The 19,476-nt window shown below is 56.6% G+C and carries 23 protein-coding genes; 9 read left to right on the top strand and 14 right to left on the bottom strand.

All coding sequences use genetic code 11. The features are described from left to right. Positions 1-6: 6 nt before the first annotated feature. Positions 7-1,713, top strand: coding sequence for a cyclic peptide export ABC transporter (locus tag ACWGXE_RS12055; protein ID WP_447598008.1), 1,707 nt, complete (start codon positions 7-9; stop codon positions 1,711-1,713). A 45-nt stretch (positions 1,714-1,758) separates the two neighbouring features. Continuing rightward, positions 1,759-2,511: a 4'-phosphopantetheinyl transferase superfamily protein gene (locus tag ACWGXE_RS12050; RefSeq protein ID WP_447598007.1), complete on the top strand. Its 753-nt coding sequence runs from the start codon at positions 1,759-1,761 to the stop codon at positions 2,509-2,511. Here the strand turns inward: ACWGXE_RS12050 and tadA are convergent. The 7 genes from tadA to ACWGXE_RS12015 form a co-directional block, all read right to left on the bottom strand. After that, the gene (tadA, locus tag ACWGXE_RS12045; RefSeq protein WP_447598006.1) at positions 2,501-2,977 is read right to left on the bottom strand and encodes a tRNA adenosine(34) deaminase TadA; all 477 of its coding nucleotides are present in this window, start codon (positions 2,975-2,977) and stop codon (positions 2,501-2,503) included. The genes ACWGXE_RS12050 and tadA overlap by 11 nt on opposite strands. A gap of 135 nt (positions 2,978-3,112) precedes the next feature. Next, entirely contained in the window at positions 3,113-4,117 is a 1,005-nt protein-coding gene (locus ACWGXE_RS12040; RefSeq protein WP_447598005.1) for an anti-sigma factor domain-containing protein, read from the bottom strand. After that, entirely contained in the window at positions 4,114-4,710 is a 597-nt protein-coding gene (locus ACWGXE_RS12035) for a sigma-70 family RNA polymerase sigma factor (RefSeq protein ID WP_447598004.1), read from the bottom strand. The genes ACWGXE_RS12040 and ACWGXE_RS12035 overlap by 4 nt, the downstream gene beginning before the upstream one ends. A 159-nt stretch (positions 4,711-4,869) precedes the next feature. Then, the gene (locus ACWGXE_RS12030; RefSeq protein WP_447598003.1) at positions 4,870-5,955 is read right to left on the bottom strand and encodes a hypothetical protein; all 1,086 of its coding nucleotides are present in this window, start codon (positions 5,953-5,955) and stop codon (positions 4,870-4,872) included. Between the two features lie 13 nt (positions 5,956-5,968). Next, positions 5,969-6,169, bottom strand: coding sequence for a hypothetical protein (locus ACWGXE_RS12025; RefSeq protein ID WP_447598002.1), 201 nt, complete (start codon positions 6,167-6,169; stop codon positions 5,969-5,971). A gap of 21 nt (positions 6,170-6,190) precedes the next feature. Beyond that, positions 6,191-6,508 carry a tetratricopeptide repeat protein gene (locus ACWGXE_RS12020; protein WP_447598001.1) on the bottom strand — a complete coding sequence of 106 codons (318 nt, stop codon included), beginning with the start codon at positions 6,506-6,508 and terminating at the stop codon, positions 6,191-6,193. Between the two features lie 68 nt (positions 6,509-6,576). Further along, the gene (locus tag ACWGXE_RS12015; RefSeq protein ID WP_447598000.1) at positions 6,577-7,344 is read right to left on the bottom strand and encodes a tetratricopeptide repeat protein; all 768 of its coding nucleotides are present in this window, start codon (positions 7,342-7,344) and stop codon (positions 6,577-6,579) included. A gap of 74 nt (positions 7,345-7,418) precedes the next feature. Here ACWGXE_RS12015 and ACWGXE_RS12010 point away from each other — a divergent pair, with 74 nt between their 5' ends. Next, complete coding sequence (locus ACWGXE_RS12010) at positions 7,419-8,144, top strand: sterol desaturase family protein (RefSeq protein WP_447597999.1); 726 nt, start codon at positions 7,419-7,421, stop codon at positions 8,142-8,144. A gap of 19 nt (positions 8,145-8,163) precedes the next feature. On the opposite strand, the gene ACWGXE_RS12005 is transcribed toward ACWGXE_RS12010, so the two are convergent. Continuing rightward, positions 8,164-8,601 (bottom strand): hypothetical protein, encoded by a 438-nt coding sequence (locus ACWGXE_RS12005; protein ID WP_447597998.1) that lies wholly within the window; start codon positions 8,599-8,601, stop codon positions 8,164-8,166. Between the two features lie 145 nt (positions 8,602-8,746). Between ACWGXE_RS12005 and ACWGXE_RS12000 the strand changes: the two genes are divergently transcribed. From ACWGXE_RS12000 to ACWGXE_RS11990, 3 genes are all read left to right on the top strand, one after another. After that, positions 8,747-10,606 carry a SagB/ThcOx family dehydrogenase gene (locus ACWGXE_RS12000; RefSeq protein ID WP_447597997.1) on the top strand — a complete coding sequence of 620 codons (1,860 nt, stop codon included), beginning with the start codon at positions 8,747-8,749 and terminating at the stop codon, positions 10,604-10,606. A gap of 88 nt (positions 10,607-10,694) precedes the next feature. Further along, entirely contained in the window at positions 10,695-11,549 is an 855-nt protein-coding gene (locus ACWGXE_RS11995) for a hypothetical protein (RefSeq protein ID WP_447597996.1), read from the top strand. A 56-nt stretch (positions 11,550-11,605) separates the two neighbouring features. Beyond that, a complete protein-coding gene (locus ACWGXE_RS11990; protein ID WP_447597995.1) occupies positions 11,606-12,022 on the top strand; it encodes a glycine zipper family protein in 417 nt (138 codons plus the stop codon). Here the strand turns inward: ACWGXE_RS11990 and ACWGXE_RS11985 are convergent. Further along, positions 12,006-12,434, bottom strand: coding sequence for a VanZ family protein (locus ACWGXE_RS11985; protein ID WP_447597994.1), 429 nt, complete (start codon positions 12,432-12,434; stop codon positions 12,006-12,008). The genes ACWGXE_RS11990 and ACWGXE_RS11985 overlap by 17 nt on opposite strands. A 241-nt stretch (positions 12,435-12,675) precedes the next feature. Beyond that, a complete protein-coding gene (locus ACWGXE_RS11980) occupies positions 12,676-13,050 on the bottom strand; it encodes a response regulator (RefSeq protein WP_447597993.1) in 375 nt (124 codons plus the stop codon). A 584-nt stretch (positions 13,051-13,634) separates the two neighbouring features. Here ACWGXE_RS11980 and ACWGXE_RS11975 point away from each other — a divergent pair. Both ACWGXE_RS11975 and ACWGXE_RS11970 read left to right on the top strand, forming a co-directional pair. Then, positions 13,635-14,534, top strand: coding sequence for a hypothetical protein (locus tag ACWGXE_RS11975; RefSeq protein WP_447597992.1), 900 nt, complete (start codon positions 13,635-13,637; stop codon positions 14,532-14,534). A 1,306-nt stretch (positions 14,535-15,840) separates the two neighbouring features. Then, the gene (locus ACWGXE_RS11970) at positions 15,841-16,131 is read left to right on the top strand and encodes a hypothetical protein (RefSeq protein ID WP_447597991.1); all 291 of its coding nucleotides are present in this window, start codon (positions 15,841-15,843) and stop codon (positions 16,129-16,131) included. Positions 16,132-16,198: 67 nt separating this feature from the next. On the opposite strand, the gene ACWGXE_RS11965 is transcribed toward ACWGXE_RS11970, so the two are convergent. From ACWGXE_RS11965 to ACWGXE_RS11955, 3 genes are all read right to left on the bottom strand, one after another. Continuing rightward, positions 16,199-16,993 (bottom strand): SDR family NAD(P)-dependent oxidoreductase, encoded by a 795-nt coding sequence (locus ACWGXE_RS11965; protein ID WP_447597990.1) that lies wholly within the window; start codon positions 16,991-16,993, stop codon positions 16,199-16,201. A 611-nt stretch (positions 16,994-17,604) separates the two neighbouring features. Next, positions 17,605-17,748 (bottom strand): hypothetical protein, encoded by a 144-nt coding sequence (locus ACWGXE_RS11960; protein ID WP_447603945.1) that lies wholly within the window; start codon positions 17,746-17,748, stop codon positions 17,605-17,607. Beyond that, entirely contained in the window at positions 17,726-17,938 is a 213-nt protein-coding gene (locus ACWGXE_RS11955; RefSeq protein ID WP_447597989.1) for a response regulator, read from the bottom strand. The genes ACWGXE_RS11960 and ACWGXE_RS11955 overlap by 23 nt, the downstream gene beginning before the upstream one ends. A 94-nt stretch (positions 17,939-18,032) precedes the next feature. On the opposite strand from ACWGXE_RS11955, the gene ACWGXE_RS11950 reads away from it, so the two are divergent. Beyond that, positions 18,033-18,164, top strand: a complete 132-nt coding sequence (locus ACWGXE_RS11950; protein WP_447597988.1) for a hypothetical protein — start codon at positions 18,033-18,035, stop codon at positions 18,162-18,164. Positions 18,165-18,772: 608 nt separating this feature from the next. Here the strand turns inward: ACWGXE_RS11950 and ACWGXE_RS11945 are convergent. After that, positions 18,773-19,252: a discoidin domain-containing protein gene (locus tag ACWGXE_RS11945; protein ID WP_447597987.1), complete on the bottom strand. Its 480-nt coding sequence runs from the start codon at positions 19,250-19,252 to the stop codon at positions 18,773-18,775. Between the last annotated feature and the right edge of the window lie 224 nt (positions 19,253-19,476).

Below are 19,476 nucleotides of genomic sequence, written 5' to 3'. Positions count from 1 at the left end.
CCGACCATGAGGACTTCCCGCTTTCTCATATTTCTGCTCGAAGGCGCCAAACCGATGGTGTTCCTTATGGCCGTCACGGGACTCGTGGCCGGTCTCTCGAGTGTCGGGCTCCTCACAATCATTAATCGCATTCTGAGTGACCCCGCATCAGTGCCGGCTGTCCTGGCGGCCGGGTTTACCGGCCTGGTGATGGTGAAGGTCTTCACCAATTGGCTGTCGCAAATTCTCCTCGTCAAGTTCGCTCAAGAAGCGATCTTGAATATCGGGATTCGTCTGTGCCGCAAAGTGACCCGGGCGCCGCTCCGTATTTTGGAACGGCATGGCACGCCACAGGTCTTGGCCACGCTCACCGACGATACCGGGGCCTTGGCTTGGTCGCTACAATCGCTTCCGGCGTTGGCGATCAACGTCGCCACCCTCGTCGGCTGTTCGCTGTATCTCGCCTGGTTGTCCTGGCCGGCGTTCATGGGCGTCCTGCTGCTGAGTTTTGTCGGCTTCGCCGGCTATAGGCGCCTCTATCGACGGTTTCTGCAATCGAATCAGGCGGTGCGGGAGAGTCGTGCGGCCCTGTATGGTCATTTCCGGGGCCTGACCGATGGGATGAAGGAGTTGATGCTCCATCGTTCCCGCCGCGATGAGTTTGTATCAGTGGAGATTGAAGGAACCGCCCGCATCTTGCGGGATCACAATTTTCTCGCGACCCGACACTATCTGGCGGCGGAAGCGTGGACTCAAACGTTATTCTATGGCTTAATTGGTATCATTCTGCTCCTCTTTCCCGAGATCCTGACATTGTCGGGTGAATCACTGCGTGGCTACGTCTTCGCGATGTTGTACATGGTGAGCCCCATGTGGGCGCTCATCGGGATGTTGCCGAGTTTAAGCCGGGGGCAGGTGGCGCTCGCAAAGTTGGAAGAGTTGGGCTTTCAATTGGACGAGGGGACGAAGCAGGAAGAATCCGCTCAACCGTTGCGCCCGGCGGCCACATGTCCCCTGAGGGTTGATCTCGTGGGCGCGTCATTCCAATACGAGAGCCAGTCGGCCCAAGACAGGCGATTTGCATTGGGCCCAATTACGGCTTCCCTCGAATCCGGAGAGATTGTATTTGTCATCGGTGGAAACGGCAGCGGCAAATCGACATTCGTGAAAATGTTGGTGGGCCTCTATCCGCCGCAATCCGGAGAAATTAGACTCAATGGAGAACTGATGTCAGCCGCCACGCAGGACTGGTACCGCCAGCACTTTTCGGTGGTGTTCTCCGATTTCTTTCTCTTCAAGAAACTGCTTGGTATTGATCCGGCCGTTCTGGGACAATCGGCTCAAGACTGCCTCAGGCTGTTACAGATCGACCATAAGGTCCGGATCGAGGGCGACAGCTTTTCCACCGTGGATCTATCCCAAGGACAGAAGAAGCGGTTGGCATTGGTCGCAGCGCTTCTGGATGATCGACCATTTTATGTGTTCGATGAATGGGCGGCGGATCAGGACCCGCAATATAAAGAGATATTTTACGGACATTTGTTGCCCGCTCTTCGCCGGCAGGGCAAGGGAGTGATCGTCGTGACGCACGACGATCGATATTTCCATCTCGGAGATCGGGTGTTGAAACTGGAGGACGGCCGTATGGCCGAACAGACGTGGCCTCGTCAGCATGAAAAGGCGCCACCTACTCAACGGCCGGCGCTCGTATGGCCGGCGGCCGCGGCCGACTGACGAGCGATCCTGCCTGCCATTGCCGCTATTGGCTGATTACGTCCCGTGAATCTTCCGCACTTTCCCGTCGAACGCCTCGTTCCACACCTGGTGCAGGTGTGGAGCATCTCTCTGCCTCACGTCCGGGGCAGTTTGGAGGCGCTGCATGGTCTTCTGTCAGTTGAAGAACGCCGGCGGGCGGGACGGTTTGTCTTTGAGCAGGATCGACACCGATTCGTCCTGACGCATGGGATTCTACGCATTCTATTGGGACAGTATCTGAATCACGAACCGGCCGGCCTGATCTTTCGGTATGGTGCTCACGGAAAACCCATATTGAATGAACACGAGAACGATTCCGACTCCTTGTGCTTCAATATGTCTCATTCCGGAGACTGTTGTCTTTGCGCGTTTGCGCTAAGCCGAGAGGTGGGGGTGGATATCGAAGTCATGCGGTCGGATGTCGAGTATCTTCAACTGGCGGACCGGTTCTTCGCAAGGCGGGAATACGAAGATTTGAAGCAAGCGCCTGAAGAAGCCAGGCAGGCGTTATTCTATCGCTATTGGGCGTGCAAGGAGGCTTATCTCAAGGCGCGTGGACTGGGGCTTTCAAGCGGCTTGGAACGGATCGAACTCAGGTTCGACGCGGGCGGAGTGATCAGGTCTTGCGACAGCAAGGGTGATCCCAGCGGTCAGGTCGTCCGGTGGGCCGTCAAGGAACTGTCGCTCGGGCAGGAGGTGGCCGCCGCGGTTGCGGCACGAGGGGATGACTGGGACATCGCCATCTCCCACTATGCCCCGCTACGCGCTAGAGGATAGTATTGAGTTCCGCGTTCTTACGCAGTCTTCGAAAAAACTCTTGGAGCAGAGATTGGCTCTCCTTTTCGCCCACTCCTCCTTGCACCTCCACACGGTGGTTCAATCGCGGTTCAGGCGGGATATCAAACACCGAACCGCAAGCGCCTGCTTTGGGGTCTGGCGCGCCGTACACGAGCCGTGAGATCCGCGAAAGAATAATCGCTCCGATGCACATGGTGCAGGGTTCGAGGGTGACATAGAGTGTCGTCTCCGTCAGCCTCCATGTGCCGAGTCGAGCGGCCGCTTCCCGAATGGCGATCAATTCCGCATGAGCGGTGGGATCCTGCCATTGCTCACGTCGATTGTAGGCCTGGGACAGTACGATATTATTGGCCACAATGAGCGCCCCCACCGGCACTTCTCCCTCGGCTGCCGCTCGCTTGGCAAGGGCCAGTGCCGCCTGCATGAATTCCATATCCGGTAGCATGAGACTCGATCCGGCGTCAGCGGGCAAGTTGTGCGAGGCCTTCACCGAATTCATTGGTTGCGAATCGGCGGTCCATCATCGTTGATTGAACGGGTCTCTGGACAGGCGTTTCGACGTCAACGACCATATCGGTTTTCATGAGGTCTGGCTGAGAAGATAGACGGCGCCCGATGGCTGGGGCCGGCCTCCGGCCGGCTCAATGCTGATCGCGATTTGCTTAAGTTTCGAGACGTTCCGCATTCCCTTAATGAGTAATCGTCCTTTTCGACCGGTGTCAAGCGTGAAGAATCCCATGCTGAACGGTTTCTCGTCGATCGCCCAGAGCTGATAGACGGTGCCGGCCGGCAAATCGGGTAGATCAAATGCATAGAGCCAGGCTTTCTTCCCGGTCGGATCGAAGAGGACAAACCCGCCGGCCTGCTTGGCTCGTTCCGTACCTGACAGAGCGATGACTTTGGAAGAGGGGCTTTTCAAAAGACCGGCAAACTCGTCCTGCTGGCGGACGGCACGCTGCGCCAGTTGACTGCGAAGATCGTCCAGTTCGGCATCGCGCTGGATCACTTGATCTCTCAATTCGGTGAGATCGGCTCGCCGGACGTCCAATTCATCACGCAATTGCTTGATGGCGTTCTCCCGTTCGATGATGTCCCGCTGGAGAGCCGTCGTTTTCGACGTCTCTTGTTCAAGGATCTCTCGCAGGTTGGTGGTTTGTTCCACCTCACGCGTCGAGCGGCTGTGCGCCGTCCACGCGAAATACCCGGCGCCCGCGAAAAGCACCAGGCTCAGGAGTCCAAAGGCAAGCTGAAAGGGCCATGACCGAGCCGGGGTGATGGGCGGGAAGAGATGGTTCATCCATTCTCCGGGCTCCAGGCTCGGCTTCACGCTTTGTCTGGTCTCTTCAATCGGAGGAGGGGAAGGATTGCGGGCGGCGAGAACTTTCGCTTTGAGTTCGCTGGGAGGCGCCACCGGCGGGAGGGTAAACGGCAGGAGCGCCGCGACTCCCTGGTAATCTTTCAACGCGGCATGGCAGGTCGCGCAACCGGACAGGAGATGGGCTTCCAAAGCCTGGCGCTCCGGACGCTCCAATGCGCCGACGGCATAGAGCGGAACCGCCTCCTCCAATTCCTCGTGCGTCATCATGGATGATGTTGTTCCAACGTCGTATGGAGCGATGCACGCAGTTTAATCATTGCCAGCTTGATTCGTGTCTTCACCGTCCCAAGAGGCTGATTCAATTTCGCGGCGATTTCCGCATGCGAGAGCCCCTGATAATATGCCATTTCAACCGCCTGCTGTTGTGCGACAGGCAATTCCGCAATCGCGTTGGTCAGTAGTGGTCGCAATTCGCCGTCCATTGCCGTGCCGGCCGAAATTGGCTCTCGGCGGGAAAGGCTGGACGGATCGTTGAGGGCATCGGCAACGGTGTGCGATCCGCGGGATACTCCGGAGCGAATTCGATCGATGGCTCTACTCCGCGTCAACGTGACCAGCCATGAGACCGGCGTGCCGCGACCGTGATCATAGCGAACCACCTTTCTCCACACTTCGAGATACACCTCTTGAAGGAGTAATGCCGCGTCTTCGCGACTGCCGAGAATCCGATAGGCCAGCGTGAAGAGCAGCACGTTGGATTGATCGTACAGCAGGCTGAATGCTTCGAGGTCTCCTTTCGCAACTCGAGAAAGGAGTTTGGGATCGATGATTGTGGCGGCCTGTCGTGAAGCAGCTTCCATCAGGCGAGGCTTGGCGGTTCCTTCACTCCCGTCGCTACTCGATGCAGGCCCAACTATATCACTCTACGGGATAATTCGCCAAAAGGATGTGCGTTTGAGAGCGTGGCCAAATAAAGGGGTGATGTCAATCGACGAAGACCCGGGCAGGGACGCTGGAGTTTACTTAAGGTAGCGTCGGAGGAGGGAGGCGGCGTCCGCGCCGCCGGTCGGTGCGGGTGCGGGGAGGACCGGAGGCGGTGATTCTCTGGCTGCCATCAGGGTTTCCAGCCATACACCGGCGACAAAGGCCTCCCTGTCCAATTCAATCCCCCGGCCGTAACGGTGCAAATAGTCCACGAGGGATTGTTCATCGGCGAAATGGTAACGACGGACGTATACCACGGGCTTCCGCAGGGCGACCGCCTCCACGATCGTCCCATATCCGGGCTTCGTCATAATCATATCGACTGAGGCGAGGAGGGTGTGAAACGGCCAGCCAAGATCCTTGGTGGCAACCACCCTTGTCAGGTTCGGCGGCACATCGCCATCGATGATAAAGCGGAACGGCGCCATGGAGTCCAACGCCGCGAACGGCAACTCTCTCTGTGCAATGCCGCCGAAGCCGACCAAGACGAGGCAGTCATCGTCTGGTACCTCGAGCACGGCGCGAAGCTCTCGAGTCTTTGGACGATGGGGTTCGCAAATGGGTCCTACATCCGCCACCCGCCGAAATGCCGTAACCGGAATCCCGGGCGTCGGACGAATCAGGCAGTCGGCTCCGGCGTAGGCGCGGCGAATGTGTTGCACGATGTTCTGCTCGGAAGCGACCCCGGGTTGCTCATAGAGTTCCAGCACGGCGTCCCACGATAAGGAGCAGAGCGCGACGGTCGGGACGCCGGCCGATGCTCCGGCCGCCACCGCCATATGGGAAATGCCGGACAGCACCAGCGCCGGAGAAGACTGTTTGATCAGAGCCGCCTCCGCTTGGATTCTGGTGTCCCAGTCCATATGAAACCGCCAGTGGGCCTCCCATGTGGCCGGTACGTCGATTCGGAGGGGGCCGTCCTGCACACAACCGATATCTTGCGGCGTGGAATTGAGCCGCCAGGGAATCTTGAGACGTGCCTCAAAGAACGAGGAGGGCACCGATGTATTGAGTATGGCGGTGACATCAGAGACACATCGGCCGAGGTGGTTAAGGACGGGAACCACTTGAGCGGCATGGCCGAATCCATGCCCTGAGATAGAGCACCAGATCAAAGGCAAGAAGCGTCAACCTTCAACTGTTGGAGAGGTCCGACTCCGAGGGGGCGATGTTGTATTGCAGTTCGAGGTCGAACTCCTCGATCAGCTCATTGGCGGCCTCACGGCCCAGATCGGACCGGACTTCGTTGATAACCAGATCAATGGCCGCGGCGGCATGCTGGCCATATTGGGTCATGGCCGATTCAATGCGTTGTTTCGCGTCATCAAGATTCATAGCCGGCCTCCATGTCGCGTGCTATCCCAGGGTACTTATCAAATGTTGCATCTCCGGAACCAGGTCCATGCCTCCGTTCGACCGGCCGGAAAGCGCCGCGTCGATGCCGGCTTTTAACACAGACCGAGCCCTTTCTTTGTTTCCCAAAGAAACCAGCGCTCGTCCGAGGGCAAGGTGAGAGGCCACGTGCGTCGGATCGAGTTCCGTCGCCACCGTCAGGTGTTCTGCGGCCTCTGCAAGACTTCCCCCTTCCTGGAGAATTTTGTTTCCAAGACCATAGCGGCCCAGAAAACCCTTGGGGTTCTTCTCGACCATTTGTCGAAAGGCGTTGATATCCATTGGTCTCCTCTTGCCGGATGACTCTCGTCGGTTTGATTGCGGCGGATTGTACCACCGGCGCCGCTCGTTCAGCTACCTGCGGTCCGCAGCCTCTTGAGTCGTTCGCGGTCGGCCTCGGAAGGGGCTGTTCCGGTGCCCAACGCGAGGTGGTGCACCCGTTCGATGCATCTGATCGCGGAGAGGCGGTCGTCCCGTTCTTCGTACAGATCCGCCAATTCGCGGAGGACGGCCGCTTCGCCGACCGGGTTGCCGAGTTTGACGAAATGTTCCGACGCGTTGCTGAAACAACGTTCGGCCTCCGTGGAACGGCCGCTGCCGAGAAAAGTTCGTCCAAGTTGGCTGTACGTCGCGGCAAGCCCGTCCTCGCTGCCGACTTTTCGGTGGGACTCCAAGGCTTGCCCAAACAGGCGAACCGCTTCATCCCAATGGTATTGTCGGGCCTCATCCATCGCGAGATTATGATAGAGAATGCCGAGGGCGAGATGGTCGTTCAGCGGCTGGAGCAGGTCCAGTGCTTCAAGGTAATAGGCGCGGGCTTTTTCATGGCGGTCGGCCCCGACATACAGGTTGCCGAGATTGACCAAGGTATGAGCGATGGCATGGTCGTCTTGTTCGGTTCGTTGAATGGAGAGCACTTCCTTGTAGCAGGCATCCGCCCGCTCGAATTCACCCGACAGGGCCCATGCATTTCCCAGATTGCCGAGGCTGTTCGACAGCTCTTTCAGGTTGCCGGCGACTCGATCGTCCGCGACGGCCGATTCCCATGCGGCCCGTGCCTGACGAATATCTCCGCGATGGAGAAAGATGCGGGCCCGATGTTTATCATGTTCGGACATCGTCGTAACTCATAATCGGTGGTCTGTAACGCGGCTTATGGTAGGATGGCCGTGGGACATGCGGCGGTGGTCAGATGGATTTTGATTACACACCGTATCTCATATACTGGAGCATCGCCGCCGCGTTTTTTCTCGTTGAATGGCGATATCCTGCGAGGCCGGTTCAGTACCGGATGGTCTTCGCCAAGGACCTGCTCGCCCTAGGCACCTACAATCTTTTTTTTCTGGCCGCTGTCTTTATCAGCGATCGCATCGCAATCCCGAACTATGTGCCATGGCAGTTTCAATCATTGCCGTTCGCAGTCAAGGTGGCCGTTTTTGTTTTGCTGATCGACTGCAGCGGCTATTGGCTGCATCGTTTATGGCATACGGCTTGGTTCTGGCGGGTTCATAAGTGGCACCATGCCCCGACTTACATGTATTGGCTCGCCGGGATCCGAGCCAGTTTGCCGCAGGTGATCATGGCCGCTATTCCGTTCACGATCTGGTTGCCGCTTATCAAGCCGGTTCCCCCGCTGTTCTTCACCTTGTATTCCGTTTATTTAATTGTCACCAATAATTGGATGCATATGAATGTCACATGGCAGTCGCGCCGGCTTGAATGGATATTCGTCACGCCGCGCTATCACCATATCCATCACGGCGACGATCCGCGGTGCTATATGCGAAACTTCGGCCTGGTTTTCACCTTCTGGGATCGTCTGTTCGGCACCTACGCCGATCCTGAAGTCGCCGGCCGGGAGGTTCGATTCGGCATCCAAGAGTCGGCCAGCCCGATTCGTCTGGCGATCGGGATTTGAAGCCGGAAAAACGATTGGATTAGTCTCCCCCCTTCACGGTATCGCGGCGAAATTCCTGTTGGCTGTCGTCCTCCTCGTCCAATCCCAATCCGTCGCGGAATGATCCGTAGAGCTCGGTGATCCGCTCGATGTCTCGGGCATGTTTTCCGTCCTGCGTGGCTAAGTAGGTTTCGCAAAGCTCCAGGCCGGTCCGGAAATGGCGCGAGATCGTTTCCTCCGTGACCTGTTGCCAGGTGATGTAGATGCAAAAGGCCTGGAAGGCAGCGGCATGTGGATAGCGGGCACCGAGCGCGAGCAAGCGCTCATAGGCATCCCTTGCCGTCGCGCCGGCATTGGAAGAAAACGTTTCTTCCAGCTCGACCGCGTGGTCCCACTCGACCCCGAGTTCATTCTTAGCTCCGGCCAGGCTGAAGGCCTCCTGTGCGGCAAGGGCTGGATCGAACTGCATATCGGCCACGGCAATTTCTTATACGCGATGAAAGAACGAACGCCTAATCTCCAACCGGCGAGCCGGCACCATGCGATCACCATACGCGGGGATAGGAAAGCAGGTCAATAGAGGCACATTTACTTTTCATCTTCCCGCTCGCTAGACTTGGTGAATGAGCATCCAACAGCCGTTTTCGCCCGCACCGACCGAAGCGGCCTCGCCCGATCCCATCGATCGCGTCATTCGCTACCATCTCCGAACTAAGCATCATTTCAATCGCTATGCGCGCTCGCTCGGCTTTCTGGACTGGGCGAATCAGCCCGATCCCTTTCGGCGATTCGAAGGCGCGCCGCTGATCCCGCTGCCGTTGCTGAAACCGGAGGATGAGCCCCAGTCTCCGTCGTATGACGCAATGTATCGGAACGGAACGGTATCAAGCCATCCGGTGACCATTGTCGCCTTGTCACGGTTTCTCGAGCTGGCATTGGCCCTGTCGGCCTGGAAGCGGGCCGGGGATACGGAATGGGCGTTACGAAGCAATCCGTCGTCCGGGAATCTGCATCCGACCGAAGGCTATCTCGTCTTTCCGACTGTGGACCGGCTGGAGTTGGCCGCGGGGCTCTATCACTATGCGCCCAAGGAACATGGACTGGAGCGGCGGGCGGAGTTTTCAGTGGAGCAGGCGGCCGAACTGTTCCGTTGGTTTCCTCGTTCGTCCTTTTTGCTCGGATTGACGTCGGTTCATTGGCGCGAATCATGGAAGTATGGAGAACGGGCTTTCCGATACTGCAACCATGATGTCGGCCATGCGATCGGAAGCGCGAGGATTGCCGCCGCCACACTCGGATGGAACCTGATCGTGCTTGACGGCACGGATCAGCAGACGGTCGCGACATTGCTGGGGACTGATCGCCCGGAAGACTATGTGAACGCGGAACCGGAACATCCCGATTGCGTAGCGCTGGTGTGGCCGAGCGAAGACGTGAAGCGCCAGGCGGTAAGCGTAAGGTACGAGCCGGAGGACGGGAGGGGTGATCCGGCAGAGGGGAGAGCGCAAGGTGAAGTCAGTCGGGGCGAGGCGGCAGCGGTGGGGGAGGATCGCTCGATTCCATTGTGGATTGATCCTGCCTCGGTGAAACCTCTTTCAGATGCGGCCTGGCATGGTCGAGCGAATCGGTTGAGCCGGGAAAATCCCGTTGACTGGGAGATTATTGATGATGCCGCGGCTGCGAGCTGGAAACATACCATTGAGCGCAACCCTCTCGTGTTGCCTGGTCACGACCATGCCGTTCGGGGTAGCGACACGCCGCGCTTCGCGAACGATGCGGGTCTATCGGCCGGCCGGATCATCCGCCAGCGGCGAAGCGCGGTGGCGTTTGACGGGAAAACATCGATCACGGCGGCTACGTTCTTTCGGATGATGCTGCGCGTCATGCCGTCGGCCGATCATTCCTATCTGGAGCGTCCGATGCCCTGGGATGCCCTTCCGTGGGATCCGGCGATTCATCTGCTCTTGTTCGTGCATCGAGTCGAAGGGCTGATGCCGGGCCTCTACGTGCTGGCTCGTGATCCGCGGAAGGTCACACTCTTGCAGCAAGCGATGAACCCGGAGTTGGAATGGACCCTCGCGCCCGACTGTCCACCGGATTTGCCGCTCTACTGGTTACTCCAGGGAGACGCCAGGAAACTCGCCGCTCAGGTGAGCTGCCATCAAGACATTGCCGGTGACAGCGCCTTTTCACTCGGTATGCTGGCCGAATTCGAAGGACTCTTGCGTCGGGGAGGCGCGTGGTGGTATCCACGCCTATTCTGGGAGGCCGGATTGCTCGGGCAAGTTCTCTATCTCGAAGCCGAAGTGGCCGGGGTGCGAGGAACGGGAATCGGATGTTTCTTCGATGATCCGGTCCACGAGATCGTCAATATCAAGGGGCTGACTTTGCAGTCATTGTACCATTTCACGATCGGCGGAGCAGTCGATGATATCAGGTTGCAAACCTTGTCGCCCTATCACCATATCACCGCACGGTCGTGACAGACGCGGCAACTCAACATTCGCAATTCAGAACTCCTGATCCATAACTCAGAACTCACAACTCAGAACTCATAACACTGAAGGTCCCATGTTTAAAATTAAGAAAAAGGCGGCTCCGGCGAAGCCACCGGCTCTGTACAACATTATCGAAGATTACTCGGAGTTTGATGCGCCCGGGAACGTGACGGTCTGTGCCATGACGCTTCAGGAGAACGGGCCGGCTCACGCCAAAATTCTTTCCGAAAGTTATGACATTCCGTTGGAGGTACTGACACAGTTGCTGAGCGACGGCGGGGTTTATGTGTATCCGCAAGTCGGTGGAATCGTGACGAGAGGACTCTTTGCCTGCCGGATCGATGCGGCAGGAAGCGCGCCGAAGCAAACGTGGGTATTGGATGTCATGCAGTTCGCCGAAGCCGAACAATTGGCGCGCGCGCAATCCCTTTCGTTGGAGGACGCCGCCTTTGACGTATTCAGGCGGACGCTCCCGGAGGAACTAAGCCGTAAACTCGACCAGAAGAATCTCGGCCTCGACTATCGAACGCTGGACCACGCGGTGGCGAAAGGCGGCGACATAAAATATATCGATTTCCGAAAGGATTGGTCGCCTCACTTCAAGCGGCTTTGCATCATGCCGGATGGACGCCTGGTTGAAACCGGCGGGCTGGCTGATTTTGCCGCCTTGCATGGCATTCCAATTGCGCAGGCCAAAACGCTCATCGAAGAAGGCGGGACGTTGGAGGTCGGAGGGGAAGTGCTGGCGTGCCAGATCGTCAACGGACAGCCGGCGGTGGCCAGATTCAACAGTAAGCAATATGCGAAAGCCAAGGAACTGGTCGCGACCAAAGGACTCCACATCATGGATGCGCTCAGTGAAGTCGGCTATAGCGATGTCGCCATGATGCGCGGGCTCCGAAGAAAGGAACTTGGCGGTCGCATCTAGGCCGATCCTTGATGGTGAAAGCCGTGTCATCCCGTTACCCACTCAACCGATATGGTATGCAGCCCATCATGGTCCTGTGGGCCATGTGGATCACGGTGAGCGGCTGTAGTGCGTCAAAACCCATCCTCTATCCGAACCAACATTATCAGCAGGTCGGCCCCGACGTGGTGGAGGCGGATATCGAGGCATGCCGAGAAATAGCGGAATCGTCCGGCGCGTCGCCGACCCAAGGGAAAAGCGCTCAAGTCGGAACGGGTACCGTGGCCGGTGGAGCGATCGGGGCGGCAGCCGGGGCGGTCGGAGGCGCGGTGGTTGGAAATCCAGGACGCGGGGCAAAGGTCGGAGCAGCCGGTGGCGGGACGGCCGGCTTCTTGCGGGGGCTCTTCAGGAAGTCACGGCCTGGCGCGGCCTATACCCGTGTAGTCGATCGTTGCCTGCGGGAGCGGGGATACGAACCTATGGGCTGGGAATAGTGGCAATGTGGCGCGCCTCCACCGAGAGTGGTTTTTCAAAGAATCGCCTGCCGAGTCGAAGGCCCACATAGGCTCCTGCCACATTGTCGATCACGTCAAGAAGCGAGGTGCTTCGGTTGTGGCAGTACACTTGATACAATTCAATGCCCGAGGATAGCGCGAGAGCGAGGAGAATCAGGACGAGAGGTGAGGCGCCCTTTGCTTGCGCCCGGCCGGCGTAGAGAAAACCGAACGGCACGAACAGCAGAATATTGGCGATCGCATCAAGGGTGAGATCGATGAGCGTAAGAGGGGACGTCAGCTGTTCAGCGGTCGGCACCCATTTAATGTATTCCCAGTGGGAGTGTCCGACGAAATTGTTCAGCGGGAGCACTCCGACCATGAGGATAACAACGATCCACGAAATCCACATGACCGACCATTTTGATGACATCAGCGTCACGATGAGAGCGCAACCTGGCTCGGCGTTTTCCAGGAACAAAGAGTAATTGTCGCAGAACGTGTTCGATTCTTTCCAGAACTATCTGTCGTGCAGCCACGATCTATCTCGGGTACGCGCGGCACTTCTAACCGTACAATTACGCGGCCGGGTCGGCGGATGGACAAGGAGATTGCCGGGCAGAATCGGCATCGAATTGATACGGAGGAAGGGGTCAGCGGGAACCGGTAGCCGCGAGCTCTTCCTGCACCGCTTGGAGCATGTGCTGGAGATCGAACGGCTTCTCGAACGCTCGGCAGGCGCCGAATAGTTGCGCGACATCCAAAAAATTGCGATCCCCTTGGGCGCCGGTCATCGCGATGATTTTCGTATCGACATATTCGCGGCTGAGTTGCAATGTGGCTTCGAGGCCGTCGACCTCCGGCATCAACAAATCCATGATCACCAGATCGGGCCGATTCTGTTGATACTGCGATATGGCTTCTCGACCGTCATGCGCTTCCACGACCCGATGGCCTGCTTGCTCAAGGACCCCTCGGAGAAGGGTGCGGATTGAAGTCTCGTCATCGATAACCAGAATGGTAGCCATAGGATATCCCTTCGTCACGACCATGACCGCGGTGCTGAATGGACCGTGTCATCCTCTCTCGCCATCTATGGACGCAAGAGAAGCTTACCTGCCGCGCGCCGGTCTGTCTAGCAAAGACGCAAATGCAACGACCGGGACCAAATCCGGCCCATCTCGATATTTGGATAGGAACAAGATCAGGGCTTGGCGGCGCCGGATGCGGGGTCGGGCGGGGGATTCGCTGGCAGGACCTGGGAAGGCGACGAAGTTTTGGTACCGGTTGTGGTGTTCGGTTGAAGGGGGCTGACAGGAATCACACCGGTGAGTTCCATGATCAGAAGAGCTATCACGCTGAGAAACAGGAATGACGTTGACCAAGCTACGCGCTTGAATCTTCTATTCAACACTTCGGTTTGGCTATAGGGATTCATAGCTGTATGGGGCGGGGATCGTTGCAGGAGGCACCCGTCAGGATAGCGTTCTTGTACCCCGTTCAAATAAAGTCGTCAAGAGCGAAAGTGCCGGAATTATAATGGACTGCTCATCTGCCTCTGCGGTCACGAGCCGATGCTGTGTGATTCAATCATTGATGCAAGGAGTTTGTTATGCGGCACTCTTGGATTCTGCTTCTCGTATTCATCGTGATGGTTTGGTCCGCGAATGTTTTTGCGGCCACAGGCTGGCCGAATGAACCGCCCGGTTCAACGACTCTGCTGGATTGTCCATTCGACTCGCTCGACTGCGGCGGCCAATTAGTGAACGTGTATAAATCAGGGGATATCGTCGAGGATGAAAGCGCGCCTGGTTCGCCGCCGAAGGTGGCGCGTGCCAGCCTCATTTATCCAAACACGCACGGCGGAATTGTGCTGGTCTATCTGAAGCGAGCGCCTCTGCGAGAGATGTATGCCGGGTTTTGGTTTAAGGTCAATAAAGATTGGCAACAGAACATGGTCGGAATCAATAAGATATTTTTTCTGCGTGCGGAGGATGATCTTCAAGGAGGTTCCAAAACAAATGGGTACTGGGGCGTACACGGCTATGGGAATCCCATGCAGCTCATATGGAGTCACAATACAGGCTCTGTCGACAATAGCCACGCCTGTGACTCTGATATGGGTCTGGTCTGCCATCCCAATGTCGGAAGCGGAAATATCTATTTCGGACGCTGGCATCGCATCGAAGCCTATGTGCGTGCAAGCAATTGTCCTACCTGCCGGAATGGGATCGTGCGTTGGTGGGTCGATGGACAGTTGGCCGGCAACTATACCAATCTCAATTACGGAACAAAGGTCGTGAATGAATGGGTCTGGGCTCAGACATGGGACGGACACAGCAATGCGTTGGGACGGACCGTGGATGTTCATCAATATATCGATCAGCTGCACATCAGCGCGCCCAATTGCCCGTTGCCCTGTGACGCCTCCTCGCGTCCTGCTCCCGCTCCTCCTCCCAAGGATGGTCGGCCTTCAGCCCCCGCCGATGTGCACGTGACCGTGATTCGGTAAGTCGCATCCGTAGGATGTTCATGCGTCCGGTTTGGTTGAACCGAGACAAGAGTCAGGCAATCCGTTATGTGCCGACGATTCGTGTAATCAGCTTTGCGCTTCCCTGAAATTGGCCCAGTCATTCGCCAGATACGCCTCATCACAAGCATCCAGCGCTTTCATAATCTGACTGAAGCGCAGGTCCTCTCCTGAAATGCCATAGGTCACCCTCGCCACCCGCCGCCACGCTGTGGACCAATCAGGCTTCACAAGGACCAGCGACTTCCTTGGCAAAGGAGGATCCGGCCTGCCTGACGGCTGTGTCGTAAATCATCGACAGGAGTTCTGAAGGAGCGTCTATACCCCGGCATGGCTTGCCCGCATACATTGTCCAGCAATTGAGTGTTCTGTGTCCGCGTAACGAGTCGATCATGTTCCAGTGCCGTCGATGAAGAAAAGCGAGTCACATGCCGATCCCGCTGCTCAAGAGATGCCGGCGTAGCCGAGAGCCACTATGTTGAAAAGACTGCGCCTGCTGCTGTTCCATTCCCGAGTATGTGAACGGTGTCACAAGTATAGTGTGATCGAAAAAGGGCGCTGCATCTATTGCGAACTGGAACACCGGCTTCATTCCGCCAACGGATATACTTCCTGTGGAGACAATCATCTACATTGTGGCTGAAGGTAGGACCTTGTTTCGAGATATCGATGGGTCTATTGCACCGACCATGTATTTTTTGTGAGGGGGACATGATGCCGGAGAGCGAGACAATGAATCAAACAGGAGTGCGTCACATATCCGCGCGCCAACAAGGTTGCGACCATCGGTTCGATGTCATGTGTGTCGAGGGTAAATTTATCCTCGATTTATGGGAATGCCGCTATTGCGGCCAACGTATCAGGCGGAAGAAATTCGTTGCCGGTTGACCTCCATCTTTTCCTCCGGCTGAGAAGCCAGGGAAGAGGCAACGGATAGGCCCGGAGTGAGCCGACTGTCTTATAGTGCGACAGAGGTCTCGGGAGTTTTCTGCGTAGAAGAGAGCCCTCCAGTTTCTGCAAAAAAGATACATCTATAGAGTTTTGGATACGCAATTGGGCCGATGTTTCCAAGCCGCAGAAGATGGATTTGCCGCCGGCGCTCGTTCTTTCCAATACATAGAGAATTATGCACATGGCGGCATGGTGTTTGCCTTAGCACGGCTATATGTATCCGTCGGGCAAACACCGTTATCGGCGATTACTTCTCGAATCACCAAAACAGTCATGGCAACGATCGGGCCGGCAGTTGAATGTATCTTGTGTCATGGCGGATCAGTGGAGGATCGGCATGCGGGCGGGCAGTCCAACCCACATACTTCTCGTGTTCCGCGGTGGCAATGAATATGTCTTTGTAGACAATGAGGCAAAAGCGACCGTCTGTGTCACGTTGTCCATGACGGCTATCCATATGTTTCAAAGAGAGGGCCTGAATCCGGATGAGTTGGCGAGGCAGGTCACCGAATGGGTTTTGGTCAGTCGGCAGAAGAACGGAAGTGCGGATTTGACGACCAGTGAGGATCTGTCGAATTTTTGCCAGTATTATTTCTCGAATAAATCCCTTGAGAAACAAGCCTGCTGAACCGTCCTCGGGCGATTGCTCTTCAGAGACACATTCTCTTCCAACCGATCACTCATCCGGAATGGCTTCAAGGACGCTTATAGCCTGTCCTGTTTATAAGCCATTGAACCAGCCTCGGAAATAAGGCATGAAGCCAGCAGGTTAATCTCATCATGAATGGAATCACAATCGCCCGTTTGTTTCGTTCGATGCCGCGGGTAATCGCTTGGGCGACATCCTCGGGTGTTAATTCCGGGATGAGCTTGGCTAGTTTTGGAACTCGCTCTCGGCTTTTAGGATTGTGCTCCCAGTATGTCGATTTCACTACCCCCGGTTCGACCAACGTCACACCAATGCCGGATCCATCGAGATCAGCACGCAGGGCTTCGGTAAAGCCGCGCATGGCCCAACGAGCAGCCAAATAAGCCGTGGCTCCGGGCCAGGTGAACCGCGAGCCCACGGAACTGACGTTGACGATGTGGCCCTTTTTCCATCTCAGCATAGAAGGCAAGAAGGCATGCACGACGTTGAAGGCCGCAAAATACGGGACCGCCATAAATGTGATCGCCTCAGCGGGACTCGTTTCATCTGTGAACCGCCATGTGCCGACCCCTGCGTTATTGACTAAAATAATCGGTATCCCTAACTGCTTGTTGATTGAGGCCGCCACCAATGCAACCGCCTCCGCGTTGGTCAGATCCACGCTATATGTCCATGCTTTTCCGCCGGCTAAGGTGATTTCCGCCGCGACTTGATCTAATTGCACCTTTCGCCGGGCCAGCAGAACGACCGAGGCTCCCATTCTGGCCAATTCTCTGGCCACCGCGGCCCCGATTCCTCCTGAGGCTCCGGTCACTACGACGAGGCTGCCGCTGATTTCCATTTCAGATGTGGACTTCCCTTCCGCTCTTCCGATAGTTGATCCTAAATCACTGAATACTATTGTCCAAGTCTGCGGAGCAGACAATGGATATTTGCCGGCCACCAGGGGGCTGTCCTTGGGGGAGGCATGCCCCGGCCTCCTGCGAGGTACCGGTATCGAGCGGGACGTCTCCCCTAAAACGACGGCACTCTAAAACCGGAATAGACCACCGGCGCCGCGGTGCTCGACGAATGGAGTGGACCCATGAAGCGGTCGAAATTCTCGGAAGAGCAAATCGTCTATCGCGGCGCTGATCTATGGTCGGGACGCTGACTCGACATGCTGCTGATCATGGCATGAATGGCTGGTGCGAGGTCGTGCAGCAAGAATCTTTGCTTGAATATCGGATGGGCGCCAAGCGTCCGTGCTTTCGCCTCCACCTCGTCAAATCCATATCCGGTAAGAATAATCACGGTCGTCTGTTGGTGAACGCCTAGCCCTCGTAAGACTGCAACCCCCCTTCTGATCATCACCAGGTTTCTTATGGTCTTCCTGACTCAGCATCATGGAAAGCAGATCCTGGACCGGTGCCTCATCCTCGATGACGAGAAGATGCGCCATAGCGAGCTGTGTCATCCGGCCTCTCCTCTGGGCCCCAATTGCGGTTTCATGGCTTGGAGCAGCGCCTTCTCGTCCAACGAGTCTTGCACAATGGCATCCGCGCCCAATAGTTTCGATGTGATGAGCGCGTCCTCATCCCCGGCGTGGGCTTGCAATGAACTCCAAGGAATCGCAATCCGAGAGGTGAATGTCGGTAATTACCAGGTCCATCGACCGTTCATGAAGGCCGCGGAGTGCCTTCAAACCCTCCGCGGTCTCATGCACGAAATACCCGGCTCGCTCAAAAGGTTCACGGTACTGAGAGCGGACCACGTCCTTGCTCTGAATAATCACAAGACCCGCCATGTTCGATGAGCAAACTGTATCAGAGAGAATAACGGGTGCGAAGAGAGCTTTAGATTGGAGTCTTTTAGCCCTGATATAACCGGTGGACTTGAAAATGAGCATGTCGTCTGATGTGGCGAATTTAGATTTGCGCCATGGCTTCTGGATTACGCCTCCGCCTCATACCGCCATTTTGCCGGTGTACGATCCGGAGCAACGGCGGCTGCTGTTCAGACTGGAGGGGTGAGCCATCAGAGCCTGTGCTTCCTGGTGTCCCATGCGCCTGCTCGCAAAGAAAGAGGTGAGGGAAAGAGATCTGTTAGCCCGCATTATTCATGACGGTTCGTGACGAAACTGCGGAGACGCCACGCGAGGTCCACGCCGCGCCGAATAAGGCGCGGCACGTTTGTGGACGCCGCTGATACAAATTTTTGATGAGAGGGTTCGGGCGATCCACCGTTAAGAAGGCGTGCCGGCAAGGAGCGCAGCCACGAGGTAGGCAATGAACAGAGCTAGCAGCCCGAGATTCAGGATCAATCCAGCTATGAGAGTCTTCCGATTTTCCATGGTATCACTGTAATGGATGGTTTCGGGTTTTGGGGCCTGGTACTGTCCCCAGTTTTTAAGTTTGCTTGAACCTATGAGGGAGCTTTATATCAACTACGCCAAGCAGCCCATCGAAAGAGGAGCATGCGATGGGTAGGCGAGCATTTGAAGGACAATAGCGGTCTTATCCATATTTGAAGATACCTGGCGCTCCATGCATCGAGCGTCAGGGAGGCGAAAGCAGGCACCAATGGCACGCAAAGGGCGAGTTGATCGGGATTGGCGAGTTCTGGCCTGATATTGGCAGCATCAGTCAATATCTGCGAGGACCCAAGAAGTGAGCTTGGCAAATACATCCGGGCGCCCTTTGTCAGGCCGAATCATCAGCCTGACATGGGTCACGTTCAGTTCGGATACAGCCCAGTCTTCACACTCCCAGGTGGCTCCGTCCGGGCTAAAAGTAAACTCCTGTCGCCGGAGTTCCCGGTACGTGCGGCCGCCATCGCCGGACACGCTCACCTGCAATTCCTGCGTCCGAGGGACTTCACGTTCCTCTATTTCCACCGTGATCCGCCGGAGGGTGGTAGGTTGATGAAATGCGATGACCACGTGCTGATCTCCAGGTTCGCCGGCAATCCATTGAGTCCCCCCGGGACCCCGGTGCTCATCGAAGACCTGCGACACCGGATGGCCGTCGGCTTCCGAACTGGCTATTACCGTAGCCGTGGCGAGGACGGCAATTTCCTGTTCCGGATACGTCTCGGATGAGTCATGGATCCATGTTCGCATAGAGCACCTCCGATACGACGAGGAGATAAACAACCATGGCAACTTCCTGACGCTTAATCAAGGAGGTGAGTCTCCACGATGCCGCGGGGTGGTATGGTATGGCTTAGTTAATGGTCTAGGAGATATTCTCGTGACTCAGTACGTACAGGCCGGCAAGTTCTTGCTTGATCCGTGAGGCGATGTCCTTATAAATCAGCAACTGATGCAATTGCAGAGGGGATGGC

The organism is Nitrospira sp. Nam80, assembly GCF_965152575.1.
Note: the sequence above shows the minus strand (reverse complement) of the source record. Positions and strands in the feature narration are given on the sequence as shown.

Excerpts from the sequence above, each read along its gene's own strand:
- ACWGXE_RS12010 (WP_447597999.1), top strand. The coding sequence starts at position 7,419 with ATGGATTTTGATTACACACCGTATCTCATATACTGGAGCATCGCCGCC.
- ACWGXE_RS11965 (WP_447597990.1), bottom strand. The coding sequence starts at position 16,993 with ATGGAAATCAGCGGCAGCCTCGTCGTAGTGACCGGAGCCTCAGGAGGA.
- ACWGXE_RS12035 (WP_447598004.1), bottom strand. The coding sequence starts at position 4,710 with ATGGAAGCTGCTTCACGACAGGCCGCCACAATCATCGATCCCAAACTC.
- ACWGXE_RS11970 (WP_447597991.1), top strand. The coding sequence starts at position 15,841 with ATGCGGGCGGGCAGTCCAACCCACATACTTCTCGTGTTCCGCGGTGGC.
- ACWGXE_RS12015 (WP_447598000.1), bottom strand. The coding sequence starts at position 7,344 with ATGTCCGAACATGATAAACATCGGGCCCGCATCTTTCTCCATCGCGGA.
- ACWGXE_RS11985 (WP_447597994.1), bottom strand. The coding sequence starts at position 12,434 with ATGTGGATTTCGTGGATCGTTGTTATCCTCATGGTCGGAGTGCTCCCG.
- ACWGXE_RS11980 (WP_447597993.1), bottom strand. The coding sequence starts at position 13,050 with ATGGCTACCATTCTGGTTATCGATGACGAGACTTCAATCCGCACCCTT.
- tadA (WP_447598006.1), bottom strand. The coding sequence starts at position 2,977 with ATGCTACCGGATATGGAATTCATGCAGGCGGCACTGGCCCTTGCCAAG.
- ACWGXE_RS11995 (WP_447597996.1), top strand. The coding sequence starts at position 10,695 with ATGTTTAAAATTAAGAAAAAGGCGGCTCCGGCGAAGCCACCGGCTCTG.
- ACWGXE_RS12000 (WP_447597997.1), top strand. The coding sequence starts at position 8,747 with ATGAGCATCCAACAGCCGTTTTCGCCCGCACCGACCGAAGCGGCCTCG.
- ACWGXE_RS11975 (WP_447597992.1), top strand. The coding sequence starts at position 13,635 with ATGCGGCACTCTTGGATTCTGCTTCTCGTATTCATCGTGATGGTTTGG.
- ACWGXE_RS12025 (WP_447598002.1), bottom strand. The coding sequence starts at position 6,169 with ATGAATCTTGATGACGCGAAACAACGCATTGAATCGGCCATGACCCAA.
- ACWGXE_RS11950 (WP_447597988.1), top strand. The coding sequence starts at position 18,033 with ATGAGCATGTCGTCTGATGTGGCGAATTTAGATTTGCGCCATGGCTTC.
- ACWGXE_RS12040 (WP_447598005.1), bottom strand. The coding sequence starts at position 4,117 with ATGATGACGCACGAGGAATTGGAGGAGGCGGTTCCGCTCTATGCCGTC.
- ACWGXE_RS11945 (WP_447597987.1), bottom strand. The coding sequence starts at position 19,252 with ATGCGAACATGGATCCATGACTCATCCGAGACGTATCCGGAACAGGAA.
- ACWGXE_RS12020 (WP_447598001.1), bottom strand. The coding sequence starts at position 6,508 with ATGGATATCAACGCCTTTCGACAAATGGTCGAGAAGAACCCCAAGGGT.
- ACWGXE_RS11955 (WP_447597989.1), bottom strand. The coding sequence starts at position 17,938 with ATGGCGGGTCTTGTGATTATTCAGAGCAAGGACGTGGTCCGCTCTCAG.
- ACWGXE_RS12055 (WP_447598008.1), top strand. The coding sequence starts at position 7 with ATGAGGACTTCCCGCTTTCTCATATTTCTGCTCGAAGGCGCCAAACCG.
- ACWGXE_RS11990 (WP_447597995.1), top strand. The coding sequence starts at position 11,606 with ATGCAGCCCATCATGGTCCTGTGGGCCATGTGGATCACGGTGAGCGGC.